The following is a 12199-nucleotide window of genomic DNA, read 5'->3' on the forward strand; positions in this document are numbered from 1 at the left end:
GATGGAGACCCAACGATGATGTCGCGGATGATGTCACGGATGACGTCGCGGACCCCACTCGCCGTCGCAGCCGCCGCTCTTGTCGCCCTGTCGCTCGCCGGATGCGCCGAGGACTCCGGCGGCACCACGGGCGGCACCACGGGCAGCGCCGGCGGCGCGCCCTCGACGAGCGCCACCGCGGCGGCGAGCACCGATGGCAGCGCGAGCCCGAGTGCCGGTGCGGGCGGCAGCAGCTCCGCCGCCGTCCCCGCCGGGGACGTCCTGGTGACGTTCGCCCGGCAGGGTGGCATCGCCGGCGTCAACGACCGGCTCGTCATCCGCGGCGACGGCGGCTACAGCCTGCAGACCCGCGGTGGCACGCGGACCGGCAAGCTCACCGCCGAGGAGCTCGCCGCGCTCAAGGCGGCCCTCGCGTCGGTCGACATCAACAAGGTGCCGAGCGTGAACGACGGCGGCACCGTGGCCGACGGCTTCACGTACAGCATCATCTACAACGGACGCGAGGTCGTGGCGGAGGACGGGGCGATCCCGCCCGCCCTCCAGCCGGTGTTCGGGGCGCTAAGCGCGATCGTCAGCAAGTAGCTTGTCGATCGCGGACAGTTCGCCGTCGGACAGCGTCAGGTGGTCCAGCGCACCGATGTTCTGCTCGAGCTGGGTCACGCTGCTCGCCCCGATGATGAGCGAGGTGATCCGGTGGTCGCGCAGTGCCCAGGCCAGTGCCAGCTGGGCGAGGGACTGCCCGCGGCCGCGGGCCACCTCGTCGAGGCTGCGGATCGTCTCCAGCCGCGACGGGGTCAGGTCGCTCTCGTTGAGGAACTGGCTCGTGCGCACGCGCGAGTCGTCGGGGATGCCGCTGAGGTACCGGTCGGTCAGCAGGCCCTGCGCCAGCGGAGAGAACGGGATGCAGCCCACGCCCTCGGCCTCCAGCACGTCCAGCAGCGACGCCTCGATCGCGCGGTCGAACATCGAGTACCGCGGCTGGTGGATCAGCAGCGGCGTGCCCAGGGACCGCAGGATGTGCGCCGCCTCGCGGGTCTGCGCGGGGCTGTAGTTCGAGATGCCCACGTAGAGCGCCTTGCCGGACCGCACCGCCCGGTCGAGGGCGCCCATCGTCTCCTCGAGCGGCGTGTCCGGGTCGGGCCGGTGCGAGTAGAAGATGTCGACGTACTCCAGGCCCGTCCGCCGCAGCGACTGGTCCAGCGAGGCGGTGAGGTACTTCCGCGAACCCCATTCGCCGTAGGGCCCGGGCCACATGTTGTAGCCGGCCTTGGTCGACACGACGATCTCGTCGCGGTAGGGCCGCAGGTCGTCGGCGAGGATCCGGCCGAAGTTCGTCTCCGCGGAGCCCGGCGGCGGGCCGTAGTTGTTCGCCAGGTCGAAGTGGGTCACGCCCAGATCGAAGGCACGGCGCACGATCGCGCGTTGTGTCGCATATGGCCGGCCGTGTCCGAAGTTGTGCCACAGTCCCAGGGAGATGGCCGGCAGTTGCAGGCCGCTTCGACCACTGCGCCGGTAGAGCATGTTCTGGTATCGGCCCGAAGCCGCCTCGTACACCACGGCCGTGATCCTAAGCTGAGGGTGTGGATCAAGATCCCGAGGATGTCGTACCTGACGAGCCCGCGGAACCGGAGGCCGGGACGCTCCCGGTCGCGACCGTCCTGCTGGCCGAGGACGACCCGGACATCCGCGATTTGTTCACGATGGCCATGGAGGGCGCCGGCATCGCGGTGACCGCCGTGAACGACGGCCAGCAGGCCCTGGAAGCCCTTCAGGCGGCCGGCGGCACCGGCGACGGCCCGGGGTTCGACCTGCTCGTCACCGACATGTGGATGCCGAAGCTCTCCGGCCTGGACCTGTGCCGCAAGCTGCGCGCCGACCCGGCGACGCAGGGACTGCCGGTGCTCATGCTCAGCGCGTACGGGCGGTTGAGAGGCCGGGAGGAGGCGATGATGGTCGGCGCGACGGAGTACGTGCAGAAGCCCGTCCGGCCGAGCCAGTTCATCAGCAAGGTCGACAGCCTGCTCGGCGGTCGCCTGGTGACGAGAGGCTCCTGAAGCCCGCGAAGACCCTGAAAGCCCGCGAAGACGGAACCGCCCGGTGGTGCGAGGCGCCTGAGCGGCAACCCCGCACCACCGGGCGGGTCAGATCAGCGTCCCCACCAGGGGTGCGCCGTAACGGCCGCGTAGGCGTCGACGATGCCGAAGCCGTAGAAGCCGTTGAACTCCTTGCCGCCCTCGCAGAGCGCGTTGAACTCGGGATCACGGCCCTCGTTGGTGTACGTCTGCAGGCGCGGCTCCGGGCACGCGTGCTCGGCGGCCGTGCTGTACAGCAGGTACTCCACCTTCCACGGCTCCAGACCGAAGTCCTTGCCGCGCTTGGCGCCGTGCTGGCTGACGATGAGCGCGGCGACGCCCGACGCGTGCGGCGCGGCCATCGACGTGCCCTGCAGGTAGGTGTAGTAGCCGCACTTGCCGGCGGCGGTGCACTCCTTGTAGACGAGGCCCTCGGCCTCCGGCAGGACGTTGCCGGCGGCGTCGACCGAGCCCTCCTCCTGCAGCACCTTCAGCGGGTACGACGACAGGATCATGTTGCCGTTGGTGCGGTAGGTGTCCGTGCCGAAGCCGTCACGGAACCAGCCACCGGGCGCCGACACGCTGATCTGCTCGAGACCGTAGTTCGAGAAGTCCGACTTCTTCAGCGACGGGCCGAGCGACGAGACGCCGATGACAAACGGCCCTTCGGTCGGCAGGTCCCAGCAGCTGTTGTTGTCGACCGGCCGGTCGTATTCGGTGCCCGCCGGATAGTCCGGGCTGGTGATGTCGGTGCGCGGCTTGCCGAGGTCCTCGTGGTTGTTGCCCAGCGCGCCCACGAGCGTGACGCCCTTGAAGTGCGCGTAGGTCAGGGCCCGGAACATGCCCCGGATGATCGTGCGCTGTTCCGCCTGCGCGACCGGGGAGTCGGCCGGGTTGGCGGTGCAGTTGTACAGCCACGGGTCCACGTAGAACGACATGTTGACCACGTCGATGCCCGTGTTGGCCGCGTGCACGAGCGCGTTGACGACCGGCTCCAGGAAGAAGTACCCGGAGTCCTGGCCGCCCTTGAGTTCGACGAGCGACACGTTGGGTGCGACACCGGAGACGCCGACGCCGTTGGCCGCCCCGCCGATCGTGCCGGCGACGTGCGTGCCGTGCCCGTTGTCGTCGGTGCCGACCGGGTCGAGGCAGCTCGCGACCTCGCACGGGCCGTCGATGTCGACCATGTCCTTGGCGAAGTTCTTCGACAGCGCCCAGTTGAAGTTCGGGGCGATGTCGGGGTTCGACGCGTCGACGCCGGTGTCGAGGATGCCCACGGTGACCCGCTTGTCCCCGGCGTTGACCTTCCGCGCCTTGTCGGACTTGACCGTCGTCAGGCCCCACAGCTTGTCGTCGAGCGGGTCCATACCGGCGGTCGCCGGCTTCGTGCCACCCGGCTTCTTCGCGGCCTTGGCGGCGCTCGCCACGGCCTCCTTCTCGGCGAGGTCCGCCCGCTGCTTCCGGGGGGCCTTGCCGATCGCGACCCGGTGCGTCGCGCCGACGAGCTTCGAGGAGGCCGCGGCCTTCTCGACGAATCCCTTCTGCGGCGCGGTGACCGTGTACATCCCCACGGTCTCGTTGGACACGACGACCTTGCCGCCGGCCTTGCTGATGGCGGCCGCCGCGTCCGCGGCCGAGACGTTGTCCGCTGCGACGACGGTGTATTCGGTCGTCGCAGCGGGTTCGGCGCTCGCCGGTGACGACAAGCCCGCCGCGGTCACCGTCAACGCGGTGGCGATGACCGCCGCGCCGGTGAGCCTCTTGTTGAATCCCACATGGCCTCCCTGGTCGAGGGGATGGGGATATGAGATCGAACATCGTGATGCCGCGAAAGGCCTGCACCCAAGATTTTCAAGCCAGGAAAGGGTTCCGGGGGCAGATCGAGGGGGTGTTGTACCGAACGGGGGAAAACATCGAGGGTCCGCGTCACGCGGAACCGGTCACACCGAACGCGCGAGCCGCTCGACCGCGTCCTTCGCCTCGGCGAGCCCCACGCCGGTCACCTGCCGATAGATCTTGATCGCCAGGATGAGGTTCTGCTTGCGCAGCGCCTCGGTGAACTCGGGCGGCATGTCACCGGCGGCCGCGAACGCGTCGGCGAGCTGTGGGTCGAGCCCGAAATGGCGGTACAGGAAGGCGATCTGGCGTTCGAGGCGGGCGAGGCGCGTGTTGTCGGCGGCGTCCATGGCCGACACCGTATGCGCTCGGTGGCGAAAAGAAAGTCGGGGAGCCGCCAATGGCGACTCCCCGACCTGAGCGGACGCGACGCGGAAGGCGTCGCCGCAGACCTGCGACCGTCAGGAGATCGGATCCGCGAACGGGTCCTCGGCCGTGTCGACCGGGATCTCGGCCGCGGCGGCACGGGCGGCCTGCGCGCCCCGCGACGAGCGGTCCTCGTCGGTGATGGGGAAGTGGCAGGCGACGCTCTGGCCGGGCAGCAGCTCCACCAGCGGCGGCTCCTGCTGCGCGCAGACGTCCTGGGCCTTCCAGCACCGGGTGCGGAACCGGCAGCCGGACGGCGGGTCGATCGGGCTCGGCACGTCACCGGTGAGCAGGACCCGCTCCCGCTGCGCCCGGTCCCGCCGGTCCGGGTCGGGCACCGGCACCGCGGACAGCAGCGCGAACGTGTACGGGTGCAGCGGCTGCTGGTACAGCCCGTCGCGGCCGCCGATCTCGACGACCTTGCCGAGGTACATGACCGCGACCCGGTCCGAGATGTGCCGGACGACCGACAGGTCGTGCGCGATGAACACGTACGTCAGGTTGAACTCGCGCTGCAGGTCGTCGAGCAGGTTGACGACCTGCGCCTGGATCGACACGTCCAGCGCGGACACCGGCTCGTCGGCGATGATGAGCTTCGGCTGCAGGGCGAGCGCCCGGGCGATGCCGATACGCTGCCGCTGACCGCCGGAGAACTCGTGCGGGTAGCGGTTGTAGTGCTCGGGGTTGAGCCCGACCAGCTCCAGCAGCCGCTGGACCTCACGCTTCTGCCCGTGCGCGGTCTTGATGTTCTGGACCTGCAGCGGCGCGCCGACGATCGAGCCGACCGTGTGGCGCGGGTTCAGCGAGGAGTACGGGTCCTGGAAGATCATCTGCACCTCGCGGCGCAGCGGGCGCATCTGGCCCACGCCGAGGTGCGAGATGTCCCGCCCCTCCAGGATGACCTTGCCGCCGGTGGGCTCCAGGAGCCGGGTCATCAGCCGGCCGGTCGTGGACTTTCCGCAACCGGACTCGCCGACCAGGCCCAGCGTCTCGCCGGCCTTCACCGCAAGGTCGACGCCGTCGACGGCGCGGACCGCGCCGACCTTCCGCTTGAAGAACGCCCCCCGCATGATCGGGAAGTGCTTCTCCAGGCCCTGGACCTCGAGGAGATTGTCGCCACCCCGCTGAGGTGCCGCAGCGGGCTGGGGTTGGGTGCTCGTCGACACTGTCGTGCTCCTCAGAGGGATGGGGCGATGTCCGACTTGAAGATGGCCAGCCGGTCGGCGGCCGGGATGTGGCACGCGACGCCGTGCTCGGACGTGCCCTCCGCCAGGGTCGGCTCGACCGTCTTGCAAGGGATGCCGTCGCGCCCGACGTACGGGCAGCGCGGATGGAACGAGCAGCCTCCCGGCAGGTTGATCAGCGACGGCGGGTTGCCCTTGATGGGGACCAGCCGGTCGCGGACCTCCCGGTCGACGCGGGGCATCGACGAGAGCAGGCCCCACGTGTACGGCATCTCCGGCCGTCGGAAGATCGTCTGTGTGTTGGCGTGCTCGACGCACTTGCCGCCGTACATCACCAGGATGTCGTCGGCGAGTTCGGCCACCACACCGAGGTCGTGCGTGATGATGATGACCGCCGAGTTGAACTCCGCCTGCAGGTCCCGGATCAGGTCGAGGATCTGCGCCTGGACCGTCACGTCGAGCGCCGTCGTGGGCTCGTCCGCGATCAGCAGCTGCGGGTTGTTCACCAGCGACATCGCGATCATCGCGCGCTGGCGCATACCGCCCGAGAACTGGTGCGGGTAGTCGTCGACCCGCTTCTGCGGCTGCGGGATGCCGACCCGGTCGAGCATCTCGATCGCCCGCTTGCGGGCCTCCGCCTTGCTGACCTTGTGGTGCACGCGGTACGCCTCGATGATCTGCGCGCCGACCGTGTAGTACGGGTGCATCGCGGTCAGCGGGTCCTGGAAGATCATCGACATCTTCGCGCCGCGGAGGGTTCGCACCCGCTCCGGGGAGGCGCCGATGAGCTCCTCGCCGTCGAGCCAGACCTCGCCGCTGATCGCGGCCGAGCCACGCCGGTGCAGGCCGAGGATGCCCAGACTCGTGACGCTCTTGCCGGAGCCGGACTCGCCGACGATGCCCAGCGTCTCGCCGCGCTCCAACTGGAACGTCAGGCCGTCGACGGCCTTGACCACGCCGTCGTCGGTCTTGAAGTGGATCCGGAGGTCACGCACGTCGAGGAAGGACCGTGCCGCCGAGGGGTCGGCGCCGGCCGGGGTGGGGCCGCCGCTCGTGAGCAGACCGCTGGACATGCTCACTCCTTTCCAGGAAAGCCGTTGAGAAGTCGGGAACGGGGACGGATCAGGGTCATCCGAGCCGTACCCGCGGGTCGATCACGGCGTAGAGCACGTCGACGACGAGGTTGGCCATGACGATGAAGAAGGCACCGAAGAGCGTGACGCCCAGGATGATCGGCAGGTCCTTCTCGGTCACGGCGTCGATACTCAGTCGCCCGATGCCGGGGAGGCTGAAGACGCTCTCGGTGAGGATGGCACCGCCGAGCAGGCTGCCGAGGTCGAGGCCGAAGATCGTGACGATCGGCGTCAGCACGGACCGCATGGCGTGCTTGGCGATCACGACCCGTTCCTTCAGACCCTTGGCGCGGGCGGTGCGGATGTAGTCCTCGCTGATGGTCTCGAGCATCGTGGCGCGCGTCAGCCGCGTGTAGGTGGCGGCGAGCAGCAGCGCCAGGCTCACCCAGGCGAGGAAGAGCTTGTTGGCCCAGCCGAGCGGATCGTCGACGAAGTTGACGTACTCACCACCCTTGAAGATCCTCCACTCGTGCACGAACAGCGACTGGAAGATGAGGCCGGTGAAGTAGACCGGCAGCGACACGCCGGCGAGCGCGATGATCATGACGGTCCGGTCGAGGATCGTCCCGCGTTTCAGCGCGGAGATGACCCCGCCGAGCACGCCGCCGACGAGCCAGATGACGGCGGCGCCGAGCGCCAGTGAGACGGTGACCGGGAGCCGGTCGATGAGCAGCGGCCACACCTCGCGGTCGGTGCGGAAGGAGTAGCCGAAGCACGGGGCGGAGCAGTGGGTGACGGACGGGCCGCTGTTGAAGTCGCGGCCCATGACGATGCCCTTCACGTACCGGCCGTACTGGACGTAGATCGGCTGGTCCAGGCCGAGCTTGACGCGGGTGGCTTCGACGGCAGCCGGGGTGGCCGTTTTGCCGACGTACATCTGGGCAGGGTCGGCCCCGGTCGCCTTCGGGATCAGGAAGAAGATGCCGAAGGTGACGATCGAGACGGCCACGATGAGCAGTGCCGCAGTGACCAGGCGGCGCAGAATGTAGTTGATCACGTGTGCGGCCTGACGCCGGCCGGCGAGACGGGGTTGCCGTCGCACCGGCCGGCGCCGTGGCCCTCACCTGCCTTCTGTTCCTCGTGAAGGGCGGGTTACCGGCTGTTCAGGCTTCGCGGCTGCGGAGCGAGGGGGTCAGGAGACGCCCAGGCTGCCGAAGTCGTACATGCCGTAGTACTCCGTCACGTAGACGTTCGTGACGCGGGGGTTGCGGTAGTTCAGCGCCTTGTCGAACACGAACGGCACCATGACGGCCTCGTCCATGACGATGTGGTTGATCTGCTTCCAGATGTCCGCGGCCTTCGCCGGGTCGGTCTCGGCCTTGGCCTTGTCGATCAGGCTGTTGACCTCGGAGTTGTTGAGCTCGGCGTAGTTGTTGTTGCCGGACTCGGGGATGTTGCGGCCGTCGACGAGCACGGAGAGGAAGCCGTAACCGGTCGGGAAGTCGGCGCCCCATCCGGCCATCATCAGGCCGTAGCCCTTGGCGTGCACGTTGGTCGGCGAGCCGATGGTCGAGCGGAAGTACAGCGACGCGTCGGTCGGGTCGAGGCGGACTTTGATGCCGACGTTCGTCAGCGCGGCCTGCAGCGCCTCAGCCGTCTTCGGCTCCTTGCCGGCGTTGCGGGTCGCGAGCACGGTCTCGAAGCCGTCCGGCTTACCGCACAGCTTCAGCTCTTCCTTCGCCTTGTCGATCTGCGGCTTGCCCGACTTGGTGTTGTACGGGTCGTAGTCGTCGTGACCGGCGATGTTCGGCGGCAGCATGTTGATGCCGATGTCACCACCGGCGTCCGCGCCACCACGAGCGGTCTGCATCGTGGTCTTGTCGGTCGCGTACTGCACGGCCTTGCGGCAGTGGATGTTGTCGAACGGGGCGACCTTGGTGTTGATCGAGAAGTACCGGATGAAGCCCGTGTTCGGGGTGTCCGCGTTCTTCTTCTTGTCGGCGTTCAGCAGGACCTTCGGCTGCGCACCCTGCTGCACACCGGTCTGCGCGACATCGACGTCGACGTCACCGGAAAGCAGCTGGTTGTCGATCTCCTCCGGCGCGGTGCCGATGGTCAGCTCGACCGTGTCCGGCAGGGCCTTGCGGACCGTGTCGGTCTTCGGGTCCCAGTTCTCGTTGCGGACGAGGACGGCCTTCTTGCCGGCGTCGTACGACTGGAACTTGTAGGGGCCGGACGAGAACGGCTTGTCACCGTACTTGTCGCCGGTGTCCTTCGCCTGCGGCAGCGGGCTCGCGCCGGGCATGGCCAGCAGGTACTGGAAGTCGCTCAGCGGCTCCTTCAGCGTGAAGACGATCGTCTTGTCGTCCGGCGTCTGGACCGACTTCAGACCCAGCTTGTTCGGGTCGGTGTCCTTGTACGGGCCGGGGTACGACTGGCCCTGGTCCAGCACCTCGGTCAGGTACGGCGGGCCGCCGGAGAGCACGTCGGTCGCGAAGTTGCGCTCGATGCCGTACTTGATGTCCTTCGAGGTGATCGGCGAGCCGTCCTCGAACTTGACGCCGTCCTTCAGCGTGAAGGTGTACTTCTTGCCGCCGTCCTCGATCTTCGGCATCTCGGCCGCCAGGTCGGGAACCAGCTTGAGACCGTCCTCACCCGGCTTGGCCTCGTTGGTCAGCAGCGTCCGGGCGTAGTAGCCCTTGCTGAAGTTCCACACCCACGCGTAGTAGGCACGGATCGGGTCGAACGAGTCCGGGTCGTCGTGGCTGACGAGCTTGAGCGTGCCACCCTTCTTGTCGGACGGGTTGACGACGCCCTTGGTCGCGGCGTTGAAGCCGGTCTCGCCCTTGGCGCTCGAGTTGGTGGTGGGGCTGTCGTCGCCGCCCGAACCACAGGCGGACAACACCAGGGCGATGGCAGCCGAACCGGCCACCAGTGCCCCTGTCCTCATTCTCACTGGGTTTCCCTCCTTGTTTGGCACGACCCGCCGAGGGACGGGCCGTCCGAGCTGTGCTGCGGTGCGAGTGGAAGATCGAGGTGCGCACAGGGTTCGACCAGGCGTGGCGCGGGGCCGGACGTACTGCAGGGGTACGAACTGCTGTCGTGAGGCGGCTGTGCGGGGCAGCTGCTGCTGCTGTTCAGTGCTGCTGTTCAGTGCTGCTGTTCAGTGCTGCTGTTCGGTACTTGTCATTGTTTGGATCCTGGTTCGGGGCCTGGTTCGGAACATGCACGGCGGGCCCGAAGGCCAACCGGCTAGCGGTTGGCCTTCGGGTCGAGCGCGTCACGCAGGCCGTCGCCGAAGAGGTTGAAGGCGAGGACCATGAGGAAGATCGCGGTGCCCGGGATGAACATGTACATCGGGTCGTACTCGTAGTACTGGACGGCGTCGGCGAGCAGCCGGCCCCACGAGGGCGTGGGTGGCAGCACGCCGACACCGAGGAACGACAGCGCGGCCTCGAAGAGGATGTTCGTCGGGATGACCAGCGTCGAGTAGACCAGGATCGGTGCGACCAGGTTGGGCAGCAGCTCCCGGAAGAGGATCCGGCCGGGCCCGGCGCCGATGCTGCGCGAGGCTTCCACGAACTCGCGTTCCCGGAGGGAGAGGGTCTGGCCGCGGATGATCCGTCCGATGTAGGGCCAGCTGAAGAACGCGATGACCCCGATGACGACGCTGATGCGCCAGGCGGAGCTCACCGGGACGACCGAGATCAGGGCGATCGAGAACAGCAGGTAGGGGAACGCGAGGATCAGGTCCATCAGCCGGCTGATCAGGCTGTCGACGATGCCTCCGAAGTAGCCGGCGACGATGCCCATCACGACGCCGATGCTGACCGCCACGATCGTGGCGGACAGCGCCACGAGCAGCGAGACCCGCGCGCCGTAGATGATCTGGGAGAACAGATCGCGGCCGGTGACCGGCTGGACCCCGAAGAGGAACTCGGTGCTGATCCCGCCCCAGGTGCCGGGCTCCGGGATGCCGCCGAGGCTCGTGTTGATCTTGTCCTGGTGGTACTGGTTCACCGGGTGCCCGAACGCCTTGTTCAGCAGTGGGGCGAACGCCGCGACGAGCACGAGGAACACGATGAAGGCGGCACCCGTGAGCGCGACCTTGTCGCGCTTCAGGCGGGTCCAGGCGATCTGACCGAGCGAGCGACCCTCGATGGCCTTTGCGGGAACACCGGCAGGTGTGGCGGTCGCCTCTTCGACACTCGGCACCTGCTCGTCGCTCTTGGACGTGACGGGTCCCATAGTCATGGGCGTGGTGCCCCTCTCCCCGGCCGCCTGCCCGCCCTGCCAAGCCCGCCAGCGATGGCCGGCGCAGCATGAGGGCGCGAGCGTCGGCCAGACCGGGGCCCGTGGCAGTCAGCAGCCGATCGGCTGTGTCTTCGTGGACTCCTGGTGCCCCATCCGCAGGTTCGGTCCGCGGGCAGGGCATGCACGAAGCCGACGTGGTGGTGTCGCCTTCGTTGGAGGAACCCTGTCTCCCGTTCGGCCGATCGTCAAGGGTCACCCCCCGTCCTGTAACCAAGTCCACGCCGCGCCGTGATGAGGGCGTGATCCAAGCTCAGCGACTTTTGGGATCATACACTCCCGAAAGGGGCGAAATACTGCTAGATCGTAACGGTGTGATTACGCTGGGTCGCGGATACAAGACGCAAACACCCTAGAGAACGGGCTATCCAGGACGATCGTTGATCGTTTCACACTTAACAGTACGGCCCGGACAGTCCCATGGTGACACAGAGTACTCAAATATCGAAATCGATGACAACTGGCGCGTGGTCCGACGGACCCTTGCCCTTGCGTGCCTCGCGGTCGATGTAAGCGGACTTGACCGCGCCGGAAAGCGCCGGACTCGCGTAGACCAGGTCGATCCGCATGCCTTTGTCCTGATGGAACATGCCTGCCCGATAATCCCAGTACGTGAACGGGTTCGGGCCCTTCATCGGCGTGGGCACGACGTCGTCGAGCCCCGCCTCGCGCAGCGCGGCCAGCGCCGCCCGCTCCGGCGCCGTCACGTGGGTCGATCCGACGAACGCGGCGGGGTCGAACACGTCGGCGTCGGTCGGCGCGACGTTGAAGTCCCCACAGACCACGACCGGGGCGGCCGCCGCGAGATCCTCGGCCACCGCGGCGCGCAGGCCGCCGAGCCAGGAGAGCTTGTACGCGTAGTGCGCCGACTCCGGGGTCCGGCCGTTGGGCACGTAGACCGACCAGACCCGCACGCCGCCGCACAGCGCGGAGACGGCCCGGGCCTCGATGCGGGGTTGCTCGAACAGGCCCTCCTCGCCCGTGGGCTCGCCGGCCCAGCCCGGGTCGCCGGCGAAGCCGCGGCGCACGTCCTCGAGGCCGGCCCGGGACAGCAGGGCGACCCCGTTCCACCGGCCCTCGCCGTGGTGGGCGGTCTCGTAGCCGAGCTCGGCCACCTCGTTCGCCGGGAAGGCGTCGGCGGCGACCTTGGTCTCCTGGACGCACAGGACGTCGGGTCCGGTCTGGTCCAGCCAGTCCAGCAGGCGCGGGAGGCGCGCCTTGACCGAGTTCACGTTCCAGGTGGCGAGCTTCACGCTGCCTCCGCTTCGCTCCGGCAGCGTTCACTGCACTGGGTTCA

11 protein-coding genes are annotated in these 12199 nt (G+C 68.3%); 2 read left to right on the forward strand and 9 right to left on the reverse strand.

The window, feature by feature from the left end; all coding sequences use genetic code 11:
- The first annotated feature begins 39 nt into the window (after positions 1 to 39).
- On the forward strand, positions 40 to 582 hold the full coding sequence (locus tag Dfulv_RS10925) for a hypothetical protein (protein ID WP_259862644.1): 543 nt from the start codon (positions 40 to 42) through the stop codon (positions 580 to 582).
- On the opposite strand, the gene mgrA is transcribed toward Dfulv_RS10925, so the two are convergent.
- On the reverse strand, positions 559 to 1521 hold the full coding sequence (mgrA, locus tag Dfulv_RS10930) for an L-glyceraldehyde 3-phosphate reductase (protein WP_319805835.1): 963 nt from the start codon (positions 1519 to 1521) through the stop codon (positions 559 to 561). The two genes, Dfulv_RS10925 and mgrA, sit on opposite strands and share 24 nt — an antisense overlap.
- Positions 1522 to 1580: 59 nt before the next feature.
- Between mgrA and Dfulv_RS10935 the strand changes: the two genes are divergently transcribed.
- Positions 1581 to 2054 carry a response regulator gene (locus Dfulv_RS10935; RefSeq protein WP_259862646.1) on the forward strand — a complete coding sequence of 158 codons (474 nt, stop codon included), beginning with the start codon at positions 1581 to 1583 and terminating at the stop codon, positions 2052 to 2054.
- 92 nt (positions 2055 to 2146) lie between these two features.
- Here Dfulv_RS10935 and Dfulv_RS10940 read toward each other — a convergent pair whose 3' ends face one another.
- The 8 genes from Dfulv_RS10940 to Dfulv_RS10975 all read right to left on the reverse strand — a co-directional run bounded on the left by Dfulv_RS10940 (position 2147) and on the right by Dfulv_RS10975 (position 12155).
- On the reverse strand, positions 2147 to 3847 hold the full coding sequence (locus Dfulv_RS10940; RefSeq protein WP_259862647.1) for a S8 family serine peptidase: 1701 nt from the start codon (positions 3845 to 3847) through the stop codon (positions 2147 to 2149).
- 165 nt (positions 3848 to 4012) lie between these two features.
- A complete protein-coding gene (locus tag Dfulv_RS10945; protein WP_259862649.1) occupies positions 4013 to 4258 on the reverse strand; it encodes a hypothetical protein in 246 nt (81 codons plus the stop codon).
- 111 nt (positions 4259 to 4369) lie between these two features.
- Positions 4370 to 5404 (reverse strand): ABC transporter ATP-binding protein, encoded by a 1035-nt coding sequence (locus Dfulv_RS10950; protein ID WP_259867602.1) that lies wholly within the window; start codon positions 5402 to 5404, stop codon positions 4370 to 4372.
- A 107-nt stretch (positions 5405 to 5511) separates the two neighbouring features.
- Entirely contained in the window at positions 5512 to 6591 is a 1080-nt protein-coding gene (locus tag Dfulv_RS10955; RefSeq protein ID WP_259862651.1) for an ABC transporter ATP-binding protein, read from the reverse strand.
- 55 nt (positions 6592 to 6646) lie between these two features.
- Complete coding sequence (locus Dfulv_RS10960) at positions 6647 to 7648, reverse strand: ABC transporter permease (RefSeq protein ID WP_259862652.1); 1002 nt, start codon at positions 7646 to 7648, stop codon at positions 6647 to 6649.
- Positions 7649 to 7783: 135 nt separating this feature from the next.
- Positions 7784 to 9541, reverse strand: coding sequence for an ABC transporter substrate-binding protein (locus tag Dfulv_RS10965; protein WP_259862653.1), 1758 nt, complete (start codon positions 9539 to 9541; stop codon positions 7784 to 7786).
- A 302-nt stretch (positions 9542 to 9843) separates the two neighbouring features.
- The gene (locus Dfulv_RS10970) at positions 9844 to 10845 is read right to left on the reverse strand and encodes an ABC transporter permease (RefSeq protein ID WP_259862655.1); all 1002 of its coding nucleotides are present in this window, start codon (positions 10843 to 10845) and stop codon (positions 9844 to 9846) included.
- A 494-nt stretch (positions 10846 to 11339) separates the two neighbouring features.
- The gene (locus tag Dfulv_RS10975) at positions 11340 to 12155 is read right to left on the reverse strand and encodes an exodeoxyribonuclease III (protein ID WP_259862656.1); all 816 of its coding nucleotides are present in this window, start codon (positions 12153 to 12155) and stop codon (positions 11340 to 11342) included.
- Positions 12156 to 12199 lie beyond the last annotated feature (44 nt).

Source organism: Dactylosporangium fulvum, from assembly GCF_025137375.1.
Lineage (GTDB): Bacteria > Actinomycetota > Actinomycetes > Mycobacteriales > Micromonosporaceae > Dactylosporangium > Dactylosporangium fulvum.